We start from the raw sequence: 19669 nt of genomic DNA, 5'->3' as shown, positions 1-19669 counted from the left end.
AGAGCCGTTTGGCATCATGAGTAAAGGCTGAGCTTGCTATCAATAAATGGTATAATTTACCGCCTCATTACCCCACTACAGTAACCGTCAGTAATAATAAGGAAATAAAGCCATGGCGCTATTAATTGAAGACAGCTGTATAAATTGCGACATGTGCGAACCTGAATGCCCTAATGGTGCCATTAGCTACGGCCTAGAAATTTATGAGATAGAAACGGATTTATGTACTGAGTGTGTGGGCCATTACGATAAGCCAACTTGCATTAGTGTATGCCCTATCGACTGTATTATTGTTGACCCAGCTAACACCGAAAGCCAAGAGCAGCTATGGGATAAATTTGTGATACTGCATCATCAAGAAGAGTAACATACAACACTGATTGCTTACGGCGGCCTGCGGAATACATTTATCCCTTGCCTGAAATCTCGCCACAGGTATAATACGTCGCTCAAATTTCGTTCTTTAACATCAAGTGGGTTCACTCATATGCATCCGATGCTGAATATTGCGGTACGCGCTGCGCGTAACGCGGGTCACGTTATCGCCAAAGGTTTTGCCAATCCTGATAACACAGAAACGCGCCAAAAAGGTCTGAACGATTTTGTTACCAATGTCGATCTTGACGCGGAAAACGCTATCGTTAATACCATTCGTAAGTCTTATCCGGAGCACACCATTATTGGTGAAGAATGTGGTGAACTTACCGGCAGCAACCCAGACTATCAGTGGGTTGTTGACGCACTTGATGGTACCACTAACTTTGTTAATGGTATTCCTCACTTTGCGGTTTCTATTGCGTTGCGCGTAAAAGGTCGCACCGAACAAGCCGTTATTTATGATCCCATTCGCGATGAGCTATTCAGTGCCAGCCGTGGTGCCGGCGCTCAGTTAAATGGCTATCGTATTCGTACTGGCAAAGCAAAGGATTTAAGCGGAACCGTACTGGCTACTGGCTTTCCATTTAAACAAAAGCACCATGCAGACGCCTACCTAGGCATGTTTAAAGACATGTTTATTCAGTGTGCCGATATTCGCCGTGCCGGTGCCGCTAGCCTTGATTTAGCTTATGTGGCTGCAGGCCGAGTAGACGGTTATTGGGAACTGGGCCTTAAGCCGTGGGATTTTGCAGCCGGCAGCTTGATTGCTCGTGAAGCCGGTGCCATTGTGACTGACTTTGTAGGGGGCCATCACTTTGAGCGCAGCGGTAACTTAGTATGTGCCAACCCTAAGGTACTAAAAACCATGCTCTCGACCATTCGCGAACACTTGCCTGAGTCGCTAGCACAAGCCTAAGCACAGCGCACAGCGCACAGCGCACAGCGAAATAATAAGCACCGCACTTTATTAAAGTGCGGTGCTTTTTTTCGTCTGTTGCACGCTCTAATACCGATCGAATATTATTTACCTAAATAAAGTGCCCCTACAAAAAGCCGGAGCCACCCTTTCATTACGAGGAGTACAACGACGCGGTAATCCATTTAACAGGGGATTAGGGATTAGGGATTAGAGATTAGGGAGTCACTGAAAGACAAGCGCGGTGTTCTAATCACTATCCCCTAATCACCAATCACTGTTTGTCTTTAGCTCGGTGCTAGAAAGCGGTACACTGCAAAAGATAGCTCAGTGTGCTTCTTTAGCTCCACACTTGAACTAATACTACAACAAAAAGGCCTGCCGATTGCTCGACAGGCCTTTAGTCATTCTTTATACGATTAAGCGGTAATTAGCCGTTTAAACGTTTGTCGTTGTTACGACGTGGTGAACGTGGCTTGCGATCATCCTGCGGACGGAAGCTGCTACGACGTGGTAATGGACCACCTTCGTATTTGGCCAGGTTTAATGGACGCTGACAAACACGCACATTTTTCAGAACTTTTTGTACGTCAGACGTCATGCCTTTAGGCAAGTCAACGGTAGAAAAGTCATCATGGATCTGAATTTGACCAATATAACGCGACTCAAGGTCGGCTTCATTAGCAATCGCACCCACTAAGTGACCCGGCTTCACGCCGTGTACTCGACCGACTTCAACCCGGAAGGTTTCCATTGCCACGCTGTCACGGCCACGAGGCCCGCGTGAATTACGGTCATTGCGATCGTTACGCTCACGAACGTCGGGGCGACGAGAAGCTTGTGGACGGTCTTCCATAAACAATGGACGGTCGCCTTGTACTAAACGTGCCAAACCTGCTGCTAGTTCTGCGCTGTCTAGGCCTTCTTCTAGCAATGATTCAACCATTTCTACAAAAGGTGCCAATGCTTTTTCATCAGCTTTTACGCTGCTACGAATGCGAGCTTTAAAGCGCTCTGCACGAATTTTGTTGATCGCATCGGCAGACGGCATTTGCATTTCTTCAATGGGCTGGCGAGTGTGGCGCTCAAGATTGTATAAACCGCGCTTTTCACGACCGGTTACAAACAAGATGGCATCACCTTCACGACCCGCACGACCGGTACGGCCAATACGGTGTACGTAAGACTCGTTGTCGTGTGGCATATCAAAGTTAACCACATGGCTAATGCGCTCAACGTCTAAGCCACGGGCAACAACGTCTGTAGCCACTAGAATGTTTAAGCGACCGTTTTTAAGACGATCAATGACTTTTTCACGTAATTTCTGTGGAATATCACCGTGTAACGCTTCGCAAGCATGGCCTTCGCGGCTCATCATATCGGCCAAATCTTCGGCATCTTTACGGGTACGCACAAACACTAACATGGCATCCATGTTTTCGGTTTCAACCAAACGGCATAAACCTTCGTGCTTGTTCATTCCACGCACAAACCAGTAGCGTTGACGAATGCTAGAGTTAGTACGGGTTTTGTTCTCAATGCGAATTTCTTTTGGCTTGTTCAGGTACTTTTGAGCAACACGCTGAATAACCGGTGGCATAGTCGCAGAGAATAGGGCAATTTGGCGCGTTTCTGGCGTTTGTTGCAAGATCCACTCAACATCGTCGATAAAGCCCATGCGTAGCATTTCATCAGCTTCATCCAATACTAAAGCTTTTAGGTTATCTAGCTTTAACGTACCACGGCGCATGTGATCCATAACGCGACCCGGCGTACCCACAACCACATCTACACCGCGCTTTAATGCACGAATTTGTGTGTCGTATGCTTGGCCACCATAAATAGAGGTAATGCGAATGTCTTTACGATACTTAGCGTAACCTTCAAAAGATTCAGCAACCTGAATCGCCAGTTCACGCGTTGGGGCTAATACTAACACCTGTGGTGTAGCGTTGCCGCCAGTAATAGTACTTAACAGCGGCAGTGCGAACGCAGCTGTTTTACCAGTACCGGTTTGTGCCAAGCCCAAAACATCGCGGCCTTCAAGCAAAGTAGGAATAGCAGCAGCCTGAATAGCAGAAGGAGTCACGTAGCCGGCATCGGCCAGTGCTTTTAAAACTTCAGGCGCTAACCCTAATTCAGTGAAGGCAGGGGCGTTTTCAGCAAGTACAAGAGTAGAATTTGTCATTTACAGTTCCGAATAAATAAAATGTCGGCGGACTGATACAGTAAAGGGCCAGGGACAGCCCATGCTCACTATTATAATAGTGAGGGCTTCCCTTTAAAGAATGTATTACACATTCAGATTCACAAGGCTAAACTGGCCATTTTTGTTTCAACACCGCCATGGTAACGCACCGGTAAAATACCAGAAGCGTCTTTCTCATCATGGATGTCGATCTGCCAGACTTGGTGTCGTCGCGCCCAAGTGGAGGGGACGTACTTATTCTTATAGAAATAAGGTAAGCATCGTTTGGCGCGGACGTGATTTGCGTTACTTTCCTAACAAACGCAATAATAACCCGCTTCAACGCACGTATTTTGGCAGCTACATATAAACCCAGGGTTTTGGTGAGTAAACTAAATATAGTTCATCACCCTGTAGCATGCCGAATAGGCGGGTTATAACGACATAAAGCGTATTTTGCTTTATTTATCGAGACCCACATCACAAAAGGTCATGCCCATCTGGGCTGAGGGCATATTGTCTGCTAAAGGGCCTGTAATGTCCAGCGTTATTTTAACAAACCGAAAAGACTTGTAGGTGCTTAAAGGGTGAAGCACACGGCTTTAACTCACCTCACAGCACCTGAGTAAAACTTCAGCCGACAAAGCACCAAGCTTCTGCTGGCTCAGTGACTTGTCTGCGCTCCTCTTCACAGCAATCCTAGCTTTTAATCTTTCTAACTATATATATGAGTAATACCGCCCCTAATGTCGACATAATAAGCGAGCCAATAATACCGGTAGCCGCAAGCCCCACTAGGCGAAATACAATTCCCCCTAAAAAGCCCCCTACTAAGCCCAATAGCACATTACCTAATACGCCAAAGCCGTGGCCTTTCATCAGTTGCCCTGCCAACCAACCGGCAAGGCCACCAATAATTAAACCTAATATTAATCCCATGTTTTCTCCTTAAAATACTTATCAAACTGGACGCTCAAAACTAAGTGTTTGTTATTAGCTTCAAGCTTCCGCTTTTTAGCTTTAAGCCTTGTCTAGTAAGGCGAGTAGCGCTTGCACTGGATGCTTAATATTCTGCCCTTCTATACGCTTTACTTGGCTGCGGCACGAAAAGCCGGTTGCCATGCGCCGCTCTGCGGGTAACTCACTCATGGGAGTGGCCCAACTCATGGCATAGAGCTGCTTTGAACCCTCAGCATGGTGACGTTCATGCCCATAAGTACCAGCCATACCACAACACCCCACCGCAATGGCTTCAAGATTGGCGCCTAAATGACGAAAGATACGTCCCCAGTCTTGATGCGTAGTTGGCAGTGCGGTTTTTTCGGTGCAATGAGCAAATAAATACCAAGGCTCCCCTGTTGGAGCTTGCTCCGGTAATTGCTCTAATTGCTGCAATAGCCACTCTTGGGGCAGTAATACATTAAAGTCGCCTCTGGCCTCCCCTAACACCTTGCGGTATTCGTCGCGATAACACAGCACTAAGGAGGGGTCGACCCCCACCAAGGGAATATTCAACCGCGCCAGCTTATTTAAAAACTGGGCGCTGTCTGCCGCCATGCCAGCAAATCGACGTAAAAAGCCTTTAACATGGGCCGGTTTACCATTGGGCTTAAAGGGTAACACTACCGGGTTAAAGCCCAGTTTAGTGGCAACTTGCACCAAGTCGAATACCACATTGGCATCATAAAATGAGGTAAAAGGATCTTGCACTATTAACAGTGTTTTGGCTTTTTGCTGATCCGTTAACGACTCCAGCATGGCCATATTAAAAGAAGTGGCCGCACTGTTTGCTAATAGTGTGTTTAAGCTTGGGTTACTCACTTGGGGCATATCGACCATGCCGAGCAAAGAGCGGGTTGTGGCTTTTACCCATTTATTGTTCATTATCGGGTTAACCAGCCCGGGAGCTTTGGCCATCCAGGGGGTATATGACTCGACCCAAGACACCAAATAATCTTGTGGTGGGCGCTGATAACGCTGATGGTAGAGCTGTAAAAAGCGCGCCCTAAAGGTAGGCACATCCACTTTAATGGGGCACTGGCTTGAACAAGCTTTACAGGCCAAGCAGCCGTCCATGGCTTCTTTCACTTCATGGGAGAAGTCGTATTCGCCGCGCTGTTTCTGCCAGCTGTATTTTACGCGCTCTACCAAGCCTTTTACGCTGGCACTGCGGCTCATAATGGCCGCTTCTTCTGCCATAGGGTCGAAGCCTTGAGCCGATAATTGACGTAACCACTCGCGCACTAAACCTGCTCGACCTTTTGGCGAGTGACGACGATCAGCTGTTAACTTCATTGATGGGCACATGGGGGAGTTAACATCAAAGTCGAAGCATAAGCCATTGCCGTTACAATCCATGGGCTGGGTGTAGCTTTCGCGCACATTCACCGGAATTTGGCGATCGAAAAACCCACGTTTAGTGGCGTCTACAGACACTAACTGATCGAGACTATCGAGTGGCGTACAAATTTTACCGGGGTTGAGTCGGTTAAAAGGATCAAAGGATGATTTAATGCGGCGCAGCTCGGTAAATAAGCGCTCGCCAAAAAACGCCGGACTGTATTCTGAGCGATAGCCTTTACCGTGCTCGCCCCACATTAAACCGCCGTATTTCAGGGTAAGGGCGTTCACTTGATCGGATATTTTACGCAGCATTACCTCTTGCTCTGGATCCGTCATATCCAGCGCAGGTCGCACATGCAACACCCCCGCGTCCACATGACCAAACATGCCATATTGCAGCCGATGTTGATCAAGCAGTGCCCGAAACTCCACTATGTAATCGGCTAAATTTTCTGGGGGTACGGCGGTATCTTCAACGAAGGCAATCGGTTTTTTGCGACCTTTGGTATTGCCTAGTAAGCCCACGGCTTTTTTTCGCATACCATAAATTTTATTTAACGACGCCAAATCATCACACACTTGATAACCAATGACACCGGCTTCACCTTTGGCAATCAGTTGATCAAGTTGGCTGCACAAGGCCGCGACTTTTTCTTGTTGCGCCTCGGCATCTTGATCGGCATATTCGACCATATTAAGGCCGTCCATCACTTTGCCGGGCACATCTTCAATAAGGTGACTGACCGAGTGCCAAACAATGTCCTCACGCGCCAGCCCCAACACTTTAGAGTCAACGGTTTCTACCGATAACGCTTTTGCTTCCACCATTAACGGAGCATTACGCAATGCCGACTGAAAGCTGTCGTATTTAACGTTCACTAAAGTGCGATAGGTAGGAATAGGCGTTAAATCGAGCAAGGCCTCGGTAATAAAGGCAAGGGATCCCTCAGAGCCACACAAGATACGAGTGAGATCGAGGGTATGGCTGGCTTTGTCATACACATGCTTTAAATCGTAGCCGGTTAAAAAGCGGTTTAGCTTAGGAAAGCGCTTGGCTATTTCCTCTTGGTTATCATTGACGCTGTGATACACGCAGCGATACAGCTCGGCCTCGCGACTGTCTTCTGCTAACTTGGCATCCAGTGCTTCACCCCTTAGCGGGCCCGTTTTAATAATGGTGCCATCAACCAATACCGCTGTCATCCCCAACACATGATCTGAGGTTTTACCGTATACCAAGGAACCCTGCCCCGAGGCATCGGTATTGATCATGCCGCCAAGGGTGGCGCGATTACTGGTGGATAAATCTGGTGAGAAAAAGAGCTGATGAGGGGCAACCAGCTGATTCAGTCGATCTTTCACCATGCCGGTTTGCACCCGCACTTGGCGCTGTTCGGCATTAATATCTAGCAGCTGATTTAGATGGCGAGATAAGTCGACCACTATGTTGTCGTTTAGTGACTGCCCATTCGTGCCGGTGCCGCCGCCTCTGGGCGCAAACTTAATGCTGTGATAATCATCAGCGCAGGCCAAGGTCAGCATGGTGCTTAGATCTTGGGTTGTTCGCGGAAAGACCACCGCTTGGGGTAGTGATTGATACACGCTATTGTCGGTGGCAACGGCCAACCGGCTGGCATAGGTGTGCTCGATATCGCCACTAAAGCCGCTATCGGCTAATGCGTTGATAAATGCAAAATAGGTAGGATTTATCTGCGCTTGCAGATCTATCTTGGGGATCATAACGGCCTGTTCCCTGTCATTATATGTAAAGTGCGCCCAGAATGGTTAACAGTATACAGAAAAACGGCAGCCAACGCCTAGCAAGGAAAGCAGGAAGAACAACACCTGATCTCATGTTTCATTTTGATTTTTTGCTTCCAGCTTCAAGCTTCAAGCTTTCTCTTGCGTTATTAAATGATTTAAAAAGTGGGCGAATAGCGCTGATTGGCTGTCGATATGTAGCTTACTGTAAAGGTGCTTACGGTGGTTTTTAACCGTGCCCACGCCAATGCCTAATTGCTCGGCAATGGCGTGATTAGCTTGGCCTTGAATTAATAATGCCGCCACTTGCTGCTCACGAGGGGTTAAACGCGGCAAGCCAAAACTGGCTAATGCCTGTTCTAGCTGTGATCGCATTTTATTCGCCCCATCTAAGGTTGGCGAAACAGAGACAGGTGAGTTGGGCTGTGGCGATAAGGCCATCGCCTCATGCTCAAGTGGCCAATGTTGGCGACATAAGGCACTCAGCAGTGGCAGCAATGAGTGCAGCCGAGCTTGTTCACTACGAGTAAACGGCTTAGCACTGAGTCGGCCTAAAAATAAAGTTAACCACTGCCCCTTATGCAGCGATAACACTATACCTAACTCATCTTGCCAACCGGTAGCCTGATAAAAGCTGCTCATATAATCAGGCCCTCTGCCCTGCTGGGCAACCAGCGCACCTAATGAGTAAACACCGTCGGTTAAGCCTTGGCTTAATGCCCGGTAAAAGGGGTCGTCGGCATACACACCGTTTAAGTATTGTTGAAACAATAAATCTCGTCTGTGCTGTAGGTTATCGTATAAATACACCGCCGCCCCATTGCTGCGATAACTCAAGACTAAGGTGCAATCACACCTAATCTGCGTGGCTACCAGCTCTGCCAAGCGGCGAACGAAGGCGGCGGTGCCCAAGGCTTGGATGGCCTGAGTTAAGGCCGCTTGATAGTCAGTGTGATTAGGTATCGACATGGTTAAATTCCGACAACAAAGAGTCCAAGGTGAGGGAAAAAAGGGCAAGAAAAAGAATGTTAGGGTTTTAGTATTTTTACGTTGTGCGCTAATAGATATTACCCCAAACTGTCCCTAAAAGGACATAGGCATAATAAAGAGGCTCGGTCAGGATTAGCTTTTAGCGTTATCACACACAAGCGAGCCCTGTATGCCCCATATCACACCACTATCCACTCCCGCTAACGCCTTATTGCAAGAGCTGAATAAGCGCGGACTGATCGCCCAGCAATCGGATGCCAACGCCCTTGGTGCGCATTTAGCAGAGCAGCCAAGAGTGATTTATTGTGGTTTTGATCCCACGGCGGGCAGTTTACATATTGGTCATTTAGTGCCACTACTGATGCTGCGCCGCTTTCAAGCGGCCGGCCATAGCGTGGTGGCCTTGGTAGGGGGCGCCACGGGTATGATTGGTGATCCCAGCTTTAAAGCCAGTGAACGTAGTTTGAATGATACCGCCACCGTTAATGGCTGGGTCAGCGATTTACAACAACAAATTCGCCCCTTAATGGCAGAGCCAGGCGCCGCCAACGGCCAGCAGGTACATTTATTAAATAATGCTGACTGGATGAGCAAACTGGACTTATTTTCGTTTTTACGCGATATTGGTAAGCACTTTTCTATTAACGCCATGATCGCCAAAGACTCCGTTAAACAACGCCTAGCCCGCCCCGAGCAAGGGCTCTCTTTTACTGAGTTTGCCTATTCACTTTTACAGTCTTACGACTTTGCCCACCTTAATAAAATGCACGCCTGTACGGTACAAATTGGCGGCAACGATCAATGGGGCAATATCACCAGCGGCATTGATTTGACGCGTCGTTTAAACCAGCAACAGGTATTTGGCCTAACCTTGCCGCTGATTACCAAAGCCGATGGCACCAAATTTGGCAAAACCGAAACCGGTACTGTTTGGCTGGACCCAGCTCAAACCTCACCTTATGCTTTTTATCAGTTTTGGCTTAATACCGCCGATGCTGATGTCTATCGTTTTTTACGACTTTACAGTTTTCGCTCGCTCACCGAGATTGCGGCTATAGAAGAGGCGGATAGTGAACGCCAAGGAAAACCCCAAGCCCAAGCGTTATTAGCCGAAGAAATAACAGAGTTGGTGCATGGCCCCGCTGCATTAGCAGGGGTAAAGCGGATAAGCCAAGCATTATTCAGTGGTGATTTTAGTCAGTTAAGCGTGGCGGAGTTTGCCCAGTTAGAGCAAGACGGCATTCCGCTAACTAAAGTTGCAGCCGCCGAGCGCCCAGCGCTGAGTCAATTATTAGTGGAGGCGGGCTTGGCCAGCTCGCGGCGCATTGCCCGAGAGTTAATGGCTAATGGCGCCATTGCTGTAAATGGCGTTAAGGTGGTGGCAGATACCGACACCTTAACGCCACTGCAAGAGCAATATATGGTAGTGCGCCGGGGTAAAAAGCACTTTCATCTTGTTAAGCTGAATTAACAAGATAGCGCTTTACCTCGTTTTGCGTTGGCTTTTAGGCAGTGAGCCTTGGCTTGATTGGGGGCCTTTTTTACTACGGGCGTTTTGACTGGTCCCTTTTCCCTTACCTACGCGGCTGCGCTCGCCGGGCTTGGCTGCTTTACGCGCGCCTGCTCCTTGTTTGCGATTAGCCCTAGATGGCGGCTGTTTTGCTGCAGCTTTAGGGGCGGCATTTCTAACCAAGGGGCCTCGGCGGGCGGCTTTAGGTTGCTCAAGTATTGATGCTTCCTCTGTGCTACTTGAGTCCCCTATCATACTATTAATCAGTGCAAGCTCTGTGCGTGATACATAGCGCCATTGACCCGGCTTTAACTCTCCCAGCTCAATATTCATGATCCGTACTCGCTTTAAACTGGTCACACTAAAGCCTAAATATTCAGCCATACGCCGAATTTGGCGGTTTAGCCCTTGGGTTAAAATAATATTAATAGTTTTGGGGCCAATTTTTTTAACCTTACAAGGCTTAGTGACCGTATCTAGAATAGGCACCCCTGCCGCCATGCGCGCGACAAAATCAGCGGTAATGGGTTTGTCCATCGACACTATATATTCTTTTTCGTGGGCATTACCGGCCCTCAGAATTTTATTCACTATGTCGCCGTCATTGGTCAATAAGATCAAACCGCTAGAGGGTTTATCTAAGCGACCAATCGGAAAAATACGGGCTTTATAATTTACCGCATCCACTATATTTTCCGGCACGGCACTGTCGGTGGTACAGGTAATGCCTATCGGCTTGTTATAGACTAAGTACACAGCTTTTGGCTTAGCACGCAGCGGCTTACCATTTACCAGCACGGTATCAGCTTGGCTGACTTTCACCCCCATACCAGCCACCTCACCATTCACTTTCACCCGACCTTGCTCAATCAGCCGGTCGGCTTCACGACGAGAACAAATCCCCGTTTCACTAATAAATTTGTTCAGTCGAGTGGTGGCGCTGTCTGGGTTCATCTGCTTATCTCTCCGTTTTACCATTTACCAAGGGTAATGAAAGCGCAAGTGTAGAGAGCCAAACCCTTAGCCGCAAGCGCAAAGTGCGCAAGATAGAATGTGTGAGAAGAAAGAAAGTCTGGACAGATAAGGCGCTGTAGCTAGTTAGCCAAAGCTAAAGCCAAGGGCGCACTCGCTGGCAGTAGTGGTGATAAGTCGCGCCAAATTTACCCATTAACGCCCGCTCTTCTAACGCAATTTGCACCTTATTCATATATATCACAAACAGCACCAACCCAATGAGGTGTGCCCAATGACCCAGCCACAACCCCCATGCTAAAACAATGCACGCATCGCCTACATAAATAGGGTTACGTGAATAACGAAATATCCCCTTGGTCACCAATTGTTGAGTTTGCTCAGGTGCAAAAGGGAGCAGCGTGGTATTGGCTTGACGAAACTGCCATGCCGCCACCACCATTATTGCGATCGCGAATGCGACTAGGCCTAATACCAAGGGCAATAGGGCGCCATTCAAAAAATGCTTGATAGGCTGGTTATTTAGTAATAAATAGGTTTGGCTTAGCCACATTCCCCCCATAATAAACGCCACCATAACAGGAGGTGGGCACCAGCGGACCCATTGATTGATATTCATCTTTTAACTCCTCTACTATAAGTGGCAGTGACGTGATCGGTTTCCATACTGCTTGCTGTCGAGTCAGCTGAGTGCTCTTGATAACTATGTGTCATGCGCAGTGCTTGATATAAGTCAGGATAGACAAAAATGCCTTCTTCCCCTACCCGAATGCCCGCCTGCTTTAACCATTGGGTCATTTGGCCACGCCGACCCGCCATTACCATGTGCACGCCTTTTCGTTTTAGCTCTTTGTGTAACTCGCCCACCATGGTCATCACACTAATATCTTGATGGGTAAAACAAGCCACCGCATCAATAATGACACTCTTTGCCGGCTCGGGCTCACTCGCTAACAACAATAATACTCGCCGTTTAAAATAGGCGGCATTAAAATAGGTAAGCGGTGAATTAAAACGATAAATAAGTACTCCGGTAATGGCTTTAACTTCTTCATTGCGCCCCATGGTATGCACTATGCCGTCATCATTCATTCCCATTAAATGATCGGTTGGGCGCATCACATTGCGTAAAAACTGAAATAGCCCCAATAATACCGCCAAGGCAATGCCTGGGATCACCCCCATCAGTAGTACGCTAATAAAGGTCACCCAAGCTAACCAAAAGGCCGAACGATCAGACTTATGTAGCGCCCATAAGCCGCGAAAGTCGGTAAGAGAAAAAGATGCCAGTATTAACACTATACCTAGGGCCGCTGTCGGTATGTATTGCAAAGGGGTCGTCAGAAAAAAAGTCACCATAGCGATGGCCAATGCCGCCACTATGGAGACTAGCTGGCTTTTACCACCATTGGCATCATTCACCGCCGTGCGTGAGTCGGCACCACTAATAGCAAACCCCTGAGAGAATGCCGAGGCAATATTCGCCATTCCAAGCGCGCGAAACTCAGTATCTGCGTCTATGTCATAGCCATTTTTAGCCGCAAAACTACGGGCGGTCAGCATCATAGAAACGAAACTAACCATGGCAAGGTTAAGGGCCGGCAATACCAGCTCACGAATAAGGCCAGGAGGGAACTCAGGGATCTGAAAGTCCGGTAAACCGCTGTTTAAGCTACCAACGACTGCTACATTAAGCCGTTCAGGGCCACCAAGCCATAACAACAGTGCAGCTATCGCCAGCGCCAGCAAAGAGCTGGGCCACTGCGGGCGAAAGTAACGGCTAAGCAACATGACCACTAGGGTTAAAACACTAATGCCTAAGGTGGTCAAATGCACTTGTGCAGCATAGCTTGGCACCGCCAATAAGCGTTCAATTAAGCCTGATTGTGTAAAAGTAAAACCCAATACACTGGATAGTTGGCCAACAATAATGGTAATGGCCACCCCGTTAAGTAACCCCATTAAGATGGGCCGAGATAAAAAGTCCGCTAAAATACCCAGTTTTAGTCGACTGGCTATCAAACACCAAAAACCTGTCATGGCGGTCATAGTCATCACTAACTGCCAGTGGCGAGCAGCATCTCCTGCTGCAAGAGGGGTGACAACGGCAGCTATTACCGCACAGGTAGCGGCATCTGGCCCCATTATAAGCTGGCGAGACGAGCCAAAAAGCGCATACACTATCATGGGTAAAATACACGAATACAAACCCACAATAGCCCCCACCCCCGTTAACTCTGCATACGCAATGGCTACTGGTAAGGCAACTGCAGCCACTGAAATACCTGCACGCACATCAGGTAACAACCAAGCACGCCGATAGCTTAATAAGCTAACCAAGCCTGGCATCCATCGAGCTAAAGAGAAAAAACTATCCAATTTGCTATCACTTGTTGTTATATCACTGTTTATTATAGGCCAATATATTTTGCCCCCGCCAAGCCAGCACTAAAATGGCTGCTTTCGCTGTTATTATTACATTGTTTTTAATGTGGTAATAAAAAATAAAGCGATACACAATAACTAAAAATAGTCTGATGAGTTTGCTGTTAACTGGACACAAGTTGTGGTTGAATTGTAAAAGTTAGCAATATCGCATTCACCACCATCCACTCAGCCTGCAAACTCTGATATAGGCGCTTTATGGCATGACACTCCAAATTTTAATTTGTGACGACTCAGCGTTTGCACGCAAACAAGTAGCAGGGGCTTTACCTCAGCACTGGGAAGTCCAAATCCAGTTTGCTTGTAATGGAATTGAAGCTTTAGAGCACCTGCGTAATGTGGGGGCTGATTTGCTATTTCTAGATCTCAACATGCCTGGACTAGGGGGCTATGAGGTACTTAAAGCGATTCAAAATGAAGATTTACAGACCATTACAGTGGTAATTTCCGGTGATATTCAAAAAAGAGCACAACAACAAGTCACGGCATTAGGCGCCATTGGCTTTATCAAAAAGCCCATAGCAGCCGCAAAGCTCGCTGACTTACTCAACGAATATGGCTTGTACCAGCCCAACGAAGCAACACCACTCACCGACTCTGATCACGATACTAATACGGCTATTTCCTTGTCTGAATATTTACAAGAAATGGCTAATATCGCCATGGGGCAAGCATCAAATTTACTTGCGCAGTTACTCGGGGTGTTTATTCACCAACCGATTCCTAAAGTCGCATGGATTGAACGCTGTGATCTGCATATGGCCATGAGTGCTATTGATAGTAATACCCATTACTCTATTGTAGGGCAAGGGTTTGTAGGTGCTGGTGTCTCGGGTGAAGCACTACTGTTGTTTTCTGATAGCAGCAGTGAAGAGATGGCTAAGCTCCTAAATTATGACGACACCAATAGCTTAGCTCCCGAAATTGAAGTGTTATTGGATATGGCTAATATCTTGTTTGGTGCTTTTATCAAAGGTTTGGGTGAGCAACTTGATATTAAGTTTGGCCTTAGTCAACCCAATATCTTAGGTCAGCATAAGCAGATAGAAGAACTACTAATACAGCATAAACAATCAGCAGAACAATTGCTGTGTATTGAAATCCCTTATGAGCTAGAGCAACAGCATATTAGTTGTCATTTACTCGTATTACTCACCGCAGACTCAGTAACGCGGCTAGAGCAACAACTAATGTATCTAACGGAGTAAATAAATGTCTCTTTCTCAGCAGGATGCTCATGCCTTTCATTTTTTAATCGACATGTTAGAGTCGGTAGAAATAGGCCTAGTGGTACTAGACTTACACTGTAACGTACAGTTGTGGAATGGCTTTATGGAAAACCACAGCGGTATGACCTCTACTGCAGTACGAAATAAAAACCTTTTTGAGCTATTTCCTGAACTGCCAAAAACCTGGTTACAACGTAAAATAGACACGGCTGTTACCTTAAATACCCGTGCATTTACCTCTTGGGAGTTACGCCCCCATCTATTTCGCTTTGGTAATAGTCGCCCCATTACCGGCACTTCACCTTATATGTATCAAAATATGACCATTAGTCCACTGGCCGAGCCTAATGGCGAAGTTCAGCAGGTGTGCCTAATGCTATACGACGTGAGCGATGTAGCTTGTGGCCGCCTTGCACTTGAGCAAGCCAATAAACAACTGGCCCACTTAAGCCAGACAGATAATTTAACCGGATTATTAAATCGTGGAGCATGGGAAAAACAGCTTAACAAGGAGTTTGATAGATTTGCCCGCTACGGCCACCCTCAAAGCCTTATTATGCTTGATATTGATAACTTTAAAACGGTGAATGACCAGTACGGTCATCCAGTAGGCGACGATGTGATCCGCCATCTCGCACAATGTATGAAAAATTGCCTACGTCACACCGATTACCCTGGCCGTTACGGGGGAGAAGAGTTTGCAATTATTTTGCCAGAAACCGAGCTTGAGGGAGCCAAAGTCATTGCAGAAAGACTGCGCCAATGTATTGAGAATGCAGCAGTGCACAGCCACAATTTCACTCTAAACTATACCATCAGTTTAGGTGTGGCCACCCTAACATCGGATACCTTGGATGTGGACGCCTGGTTACGTAGTGCAGATAGCGCCTTATACGCCGCTAAGCATGCAGGAAAGAATCAAGTGATGGGAATGGAACATAACAGCACAACTTTTACCTGTTAATTCTTATAAGCCATAAGAGCTAACACCTTCAGTAAAGTATCCAACAAAAAACCCGGCTGTTCCATTCAACCGGGCTTTCTTATTTATTCGCTCAATTACGCTAAGGTAATCACCTCAAAATCGACCACAGGATCCACATCAGCATCGTAATCAACGCCATCAATACCAAAACCAAACAGACGCAAAAACTCATCTTTATAGCCTTGGTAATCTGTTAGTTGATAGATATTGTCATCTTTTACTTGAGACCAAATTTCACGACAAGCATCTTGTACCGCATCACGTAGCTCCCAATCATCTAAACGTAGGCGATTTTGCTCATCCACAGGGGCGGCTGCTTCGCTATATAAACGATCAGTAAATAAGCGCTGAATTTGCTCAATACAGCCCTCGTGAATGCCCTGCTCTTTCATGACTTTAAAGGCCATAGAAATATATAAAGGCATCACCGGAATTGCTGCAGAGGCTTGAGTAACCACTGATTTTAATACCGCAACATGGGCGTTACCGCCTTTAGCTTTTAACTGGGCATCAATGGCGTGGGCGGCACGGTCTAAATCTTCTTTGGCTTTACCCAAGGTGCCGTGCCAATAAATAGGCCAGGTTAAGCTGGTGCCAATGTAAGAATAAGCAACCGACTTGGCGCCGTCCGCTAGCACGCCCGCTTCCGCCAGCGCATTCATCCACAACTCCCAATCTTGCCCGCCCATCACATCAATGGTGTCTGCAATTTCTTGCTCATTAGCAGGCTCAACTTCAGCTTCAATTAACACGTCTTTATTGGTGTCTAGTGCGGTCGATTTATACACTTCACCAATGGGCTTGAGTGCCGAGCGTACCACTTCGCCGCTATCGGGCATTTTGCGTACCGGCGAAGCCAGCGAGTACACCACTAAATCAATTTGACCTAAATCTTGCTTAATCAACTCAATCACTTGTTCACGACAAGCATGAGAAAAGGCGTCACCGTTGATGCTTTTCGCATACAAGCCTTGTTCTTTGGCGACTTTTTCAAAAGCGGCCGAGTTATACCAACCCGCAGAGCCGGGTTTACGCTCAGTAGCAGGCTTTTCAAAGAACACCCCAATGGTGGCAGCATCGCTACCAAAGGCGGCATTAATGCGTGACGCTAGGCCATAACCGGTAGAAGCACCGATCACCAAGACTTTTTTGGGTCCCTCCTTAAGCTGGCCTTTGGCTTTAACATAAGCAATTTGCTCACGCACATTTGCCTCACAGCCAACAGGATGGGTCGTTGTACAAATAAAGCCTCGAACCTTGGGTTTGATGATCATATTGTTGTTTGCCTCGGTTATGTTAGAAAGGTCATTAAGATACCTTATTCTAAAGCAAAAGTGCGCAGGAAACACCATAGCCCCAAGCGTCTGGCGCCAATCCTGTCACTTCATCACATCTTTTGCTTGCATTATAAATAAAAATGAGAAATGTGATTTAGTTGGTTCGGTCTGCATAACTGCCGAACAAAGGGTCTTCTTCGCCGACACGCTGCAAGTACCTCCCTGTAACGCTCAAACACATGACATCCATGTCATGTGATGGTCGGTGAAGAAGATCCCTTTATCCGGCCACATACCACTGTATCGCTTGTTAGCGTCGATTATCGACATCCTTGAGCTGATGTTTTAAATCGAACCATTACCTAAAACTGATTTTCGCCTGCGGCGCAATGCGAGAGTCGGCATTCGCCTACACATTTAGACAACTCGGTGCCAATGGGAAGGCAGAGGGTGTCTGCTCCGTCGACCTTTTCGCGCCAGGGCAGAAAAATGCTCCTGCCATCTCTGCATTTCCACCGCCCTTGGCGGTCAGATGGCGCGGCGGAGCCCGTATGGGGCAGCTTGCTGCCACCTGAACTGCCTGTCACTACAAACAATCGGCACCAAAATATGAAGAAGAGACGGGAGGCATTGCCGTAGCCAACCGTCAAATGCCAGGGACGGCATTTGCCGAGCGCCGCATGGATGCGGGTTAAGCGAGTTGGCGTAGGCAAGCCTGCTGGCTCTTCTTGCGTCATGACACTTTACAGACTTGTGATGAAGTGACAGGTTTCTAGCTTCAAGCTAAAGGTAACCATAAAACTCACAAAAACGGTGTTTTTCTTTTCCCTCAGAGCTGGACGTTACTTTCAGCTTTGATTTTTTATTCGTTTGTTAGCACACTGCGCACTGTTATCTCATTATGCTCCAAGGATCGCATGTTCACCCTTCGCCCTTATCAACAAGAAGCCGTTGATCGCACGCTTAACTATTTTCGCCGCCATAATGATCCTGCTGTATTGGTGCTGCCTACAGGGGCGGGAAAAAGTTTGGTAATTGCAGAGCTGGCGCGCCTGGCACGCGGGCGCGTTTTGGTATTGGCGCATGTTAAAGAGCTGGTGGAGCAAAACCATGATAAATATCAAAGCTATGGACAGACTGCGGCAATTTTTTCCGCCGGCCTTGGCAAAAAGCAAGCCAATACCCAAGTGGTGTTTGGCTCGGTGCAGTCGGTGGCACGTAACCTAGCGGCGTTTGCCAATTTTAGCCTAGTGGTGATTGATGAATGCCACCGTGTCTCAGATGATGAAAACAGCCAATATTTACAAGTTATTCAGCATTTGCGCCAATCTAATGCGCGATTAAAAATATTAGGTCTCACTGCCACCCCTTATCGATTGGGGTTGGGCTGGATTTATCAGCAGCATTATCACGGCATGGTACGCAGCCGTGGGCCGCGTTTTTTTAAACAATGTATTTTTGAACTACCACTGCGGTTAATGATTAAAAAAGGCTACTTAACGCCGCCCAATATCGTGGATGCCCCCATAGTGAACTATGATTTTTCACGCCTTTATGAACAGGGGCTGTTTAGCGAACGTGACCTTGAACAAGAGCTGGCGCGCCAGCCCAGAGTCACCCCACATATAGTGCAGCAAATTCAAGATTATGCCCAACAGAGAGTCGGCGTGATGGTGTTTGCCAGCACAGTGCGCCACGCCAAAGAAGTAGCCGGCCTTTTGCCGGCAGCACAAACGGCGGTGATCACAAGCAGTACCCCCAGCACAGAGCGTGCAGATATTATTGCCCGCTTTAAAGCTAGAGACATTAAATTTTTGGTGAATGTGTCGGTTCTAACTACCGGTTTTGATGCCCCTCACGTGGATGTTATCGCCCTACTGAGACCCACTCAATCGGTGGCCTTATATCAGCAAATAATTGGCCGTGGCCTACGGTTAAGCCCAAATAAAACAGACTGCTTAGTGCTGGATTATGCTGGTAACAATATGGATCTCTTTGCCCCCGATGTGGGCGAGCCCCGCCCTCACCCCGATACCACTCAAGTACAGGTGTTGTGTCCAGCCTGTGGCTTTGCCAATATCTTTTGGGGTAAAACCGATGAGCAAGGCCACATATTGGAGCACTTTGGTCGTCGCTGCCAAGGGCTATTTGAATCAGACGAGGATGAGACCTTGGGCGAGCCTTGTGATTATCGTTTTCGCTTTAAGGCCTGCCCGCAGTGTTTAGCAGAAAATGATATTGCCGCCCGCCAATGCCATGATTGCGGGCAAGTGCTCGTAGACCCAGACAAAAAGCTCAAAGAGGCGCTGGCGCTGAAAGATGCGCTGGTACTGCGCTGTGCCGGACTTAGTTTAGTGGAAAGTAGCAATAAGTTTGGCCCAGCATTACAGGTGACCTATTACGATGAAGATGGCACTGAGTTGCAGCAATGGTATGCTTTCGATACTAAAGGCAAACAAGGGCGGTTTTTTCTGGAGTTTGTACGGCCACATTGGCCCGCCCCAGGGCTTGAGCCTCAGTTTAACTCGCTAGCAGAGGTGGTCGCCTGTGCAGAGCAGTTTCGCCATCCCGACTTTGTGATTGCCCGCCAACACAAACGGCGCTGGCAAGTAAAAGAAACCTTATTTGATTACCAAGGCCGGTTTCGTACCGCCCATTCATTATAAAAGAGTCTC

At 47.5% G+C, this 19669-nt stretch carries 14 protein-coding genes; 6 read left to right on the top strand and 8 right to left on the bottom strand.

The window, feature by feature from the left end; genetic code table 11:
• The first annotated feature begins 112 nt into the window (after positions 1-112).
• Together J3U76_RS02605 and suhB are read left to right on the top strand one after the other, a co-directional pair.
• Positions 113-367 (top strand): YfhL family 4Fe-4S dicluster ferredoxin, encoded by a 255-nt coding sequence (locus J3U76_RS02605; protein WP_208004111.1) that lies wholly within the window; start codon positions 113-115, stop codon positions 365-367.
• A gap of 120 nt (positions 368-487) precedes the next feature.
• Positions 488-1294 carry an inositol-1-monophosphatase gene (suhB, locus tag J3U76_RS02600; protein ID WP_208004110.1) on the top strand — a complete coding sequence of 269 codons (807 nt, stop codon included), beginning with the start codon at positions 488-490 and terminating at the stop codon, positions 1292-1294.
• Between the two features lie 430 nt (positions 1295-1724).
• Here the strand turns inward: suhB and J3U76_RS02595 are convergent, their stop codons facing one another.
• From J3U76_RS02595 to J3U76_RS02580, 4 genes are all read right to left on the bottom strand, one after another.
• Positions 1725-3482 (bottom strand): DEAD/DEAH box helicase, encoded by a 1758-nt coding sequence (locus tag J3U76_RS02595; RefSeq protein ID WP_208004109.1) that lies wholly within the window; start codon positions 3480-3482, stop codon positions 1725-1727.
• A 699-nt stretch (positions 3483-4181) separates the two neighbouring features.
• Entirely contained in the window at positions 4182-4421 is a 240-nt protein-coding gene (locus J3U76_RS02590) for a GlsB/YeaQ/YmgE family stress response membrane protein (RefSeq protein ID WP_208004108.1), read from the bottom strand.
• A gap of 81 nt (positions 4422-4502) precedes the next feature.
• On the bottom strand, positions 4503-7565 hold the full coding sequence (ydiJ, locus tag J3U76_RS02585) for a D-2-hydroxyglutarate dehydrogenase YdiJ (RefSeq protein WP_208004107.1): 3063 nt from the start codon (positions 7563-7565) through the stop codon (positions 4503-4505).
• Between the two features lie 150 nt (positions 7566-7715).
• Complete coding sequence (locus J3U76_RS02580) at positions 7716-8555, bottom strand: LuxR C-terminal-related transcriptional regulator (RefSeq protein WP_208004106.1); 840 nt, start codon at positions 8553-8555, stop codon at positions 7716-7718.
• A gap of 190 nt (positions 8556-8745) precedes the next feature.
• On the opposite strand from J3U76_RS02580, the gene tyrS reads away from it, so the two are divergent.
• Positions 8746-10047, top strand: coding sequence for a tyrosine--tRNA ligase (gene tyrS / locus J3U76_RS02575; RefSeq protein ID WP_208004105.1), 1302 nt, complete (start codon positions 8746-8748; stop codon positions 10045-10047).
• 12 nt (positions 10048-10059) lie between these two features.
• On the opposite strand, the gene rluF is transcribed toward tyrS, so the two are convergent.
• The 3 genes from rluF to J3U76_RS02560 form a co-directional block, all read right to left on the bottom strand.
• Positions 10060-11040: a 23S rRNA pseudouridine(2604) synthase RluF gene (gene rluF / locus J3U76_RS02570; RefSeq protein ID WP_208004104.1), complete on the bottom strand. Its 981-nt coding sequence runs from the start codon at positions 11038-11040 to the stop codon at positions 10060-10062.
• 154 nt (positions 11041-11194) lie between these two features.
• Positions 11195-11677 carry a methyltransferase family protein gene (locus J3U76_RS02565; protein WP_208004103.1) on the bottom strand — a complete coding sequence of 161 codons (483 nt, stop codon included), beginning with the start codon at positions 11675-11677 and terminating at the stop codon, positions 11195-11197.
• Complete coding sequence (locus tag J3U76_RS02560; protein ID WP_481130279.1) at positions 11674-13407, bottom strand: SulP family inorganic anion transporter; 1734 nt, start codon at positions 13405-13407, stop codon at positions 11674-11676. Before J3U76_RS02560 ends, J3U76_RS02565 begins: the two co-directional genes overlap by 4 nt.
• Before the next feature lie 299 nt (positions 13408-13706).
• On the opposite strand from J3U76_RS02560, the gene J3U76_RS02555 reads away from it, so the two are divergent.
• Positions 13707-14711, top strand: coding sequence for a response regulator (locus J3U76_RS02555; RefSeq protein ID WP_208004101.1), 1005 nt, complete (start codon positions 13707-13709; stop codon positions 14709-14711).
• Between the two features lie 52 nt (positions 14712-14763).
• Positions 14764-15696 carry a sensor domain-containing diguanylate cyclase gene (locus tag J3U76_RS02550; protein ID WP_424022293.1) on the top strand — a complete coding sequence of 311 codons (933 nt, stop codon included), beginning with the start codon at positions 14764-14766 and terminating at the stop codon, positions 15694-15696.
• A gap of 95 nt (positions 15697-15791) precedes the next feature.
• On the opposite strand, the gene fabV is transcribed toward J3U76_RS02550, so the two are convergent.
• On the bottom strand, positions 15792-16991 hold the full coding sequence (gene fabV, locus J3U76_RS02545; protein WP_208004099.1) for an enoyl-ACP reductase FabV: 1200 nt from the start codon (positions 16989-16991) through the stop codon (positions 15792-15794).
• Positions 16992-17911: 920 nt separating this feature from the next.
• Here fabV and radD point away from each other — a divergent pair.
• Positions 17912-19660 carry a DNA repair helicase RadD gene (gene radD / locus J3U76_RS02540; protein ID WP_208004098.1) on the top strand — a complete coding sequence of 583 codons (1749 nt, stop codon included), beginning with the start codon at positions 17912-17914 and terminating at the stop codon, positions 19658-19660.
• Positions 19661-19669 lie beyond the last annotated feature (9 nt).

Origin of the sequence: Oceanisphaera pacifica, from assembly GCF_017498065.1 — a bacterium.
In the GTDB taxonomy this organism is placed as follows: domain Bacteria; phylum Pseudomonadota; class Gammaproteobacteria; order Enterobacterales; family Aeromonadaceae; genus Oceanimonas; species Oceanimonas pacifica.
The sequence above is the reverse complement of the archived record's forward strand: the minus strand, read 5'-3'. Positions and strand labels throughout refer to the sequence as shown.

Excerpts from the sequence above, each read along its gene's own strand:
- J3U76_RS02555 (WP_208004101.1), top strand. The coding sequence starts at position 13,707 with ATGACACTCCAAATTTTAATTTGTGACGACTCAGCGTTTGCACGCAAA.
- suhB (WP_208004110.1), top strand. The coding sequence starts at position 488 with ATGCATCCGATGCTGAATATTGCGGTACGCGCTGCGCGTAACGCGGGT.
- fabV (WP_208004099.1), bottom strand. The coding sequence starts at position 16,991 with ATGATCATCAAACCCAAGGTTCGAGGCTTTATTTGTACAACGACCCAT.
- J3U76_RS02580 (WP_208004106.1), bottom strand. The coding sequence starts at position 8,555 with ATGTCGATACCTAATCACACTGACTATCAAGCGGCCTTAACTCAGGCC.
- J3U76_RS02595 (WP_208004109.1), bottom strand. The coding sequence starts at position 3,482 with ATGACAAATTCTACTCTTGTACTTGCTGAAAACGCCCCTGCCTTCACT.
- tyrS (WP_208004105.1), top strand. The coding sequence starts at position 8,746 with ATGCCCCATATCACACCACTATCCACTCCCGCTAACGCCTTATTGCAA.
- ydiJ (WP_208004107.1), bottom strand. The coding sequence starts at position 7,565 with ATGATCCCCAAGATAGATCTGCAAGCGCAGATAAATCCTACCTATTTT.
- J3U76_RS02590 (WP_208004108.1), bottom strand. The coding sequence starts at position 4,421 with ATGGGATTAATATTAGGTTTAATTATTGGTGGCCTTGCCGGTTGGTTG.
- J3U76_RS02605 (WP_208004111.1), top strand. The coding sequence starts at position 113 with ATGGCGCTATTAATTGAAGACAGCTGTATAAATTGCGACATGTGCGAA.
- J3U76_RS02565 (WP_208004103.1), bottom strand. The coding sequence starts at position 11,677 with ATGAATATCAATCAATGGGTCCGCTGGTGCCCACCTCCTGTTATGGTG.
- J3U76_RS02550 (WP_424022293.1), top strand. The coding sequence starts at position 14,764 with ATGTTAGAGTCGGTAGAAATAGGCCTAGTGGTACTAGACTTACACTGT.
- radD (WP_208004098.1), top strand. The coding sequence starts at position 17,912 with ATGTTCACCCTTCGCCCTTATCAACAAGAAGCCGTTGATCGCACGCTT.
- rluF (WP_208004104.1), bottom strand. The coding sequence starts at position 11,040 with ATGAACCCAGACAGCGCCACCACTCGACTGAACAAATTTATTAGTGAA.
- J3U76_RS02560 (WP_481130279.1), bottom strand. The coding sequence starts at position 13,407 with ATGCCAGGCTTGGTTAGCTTATTAAGCTATCGGCGTGCTTGGTTGTTA.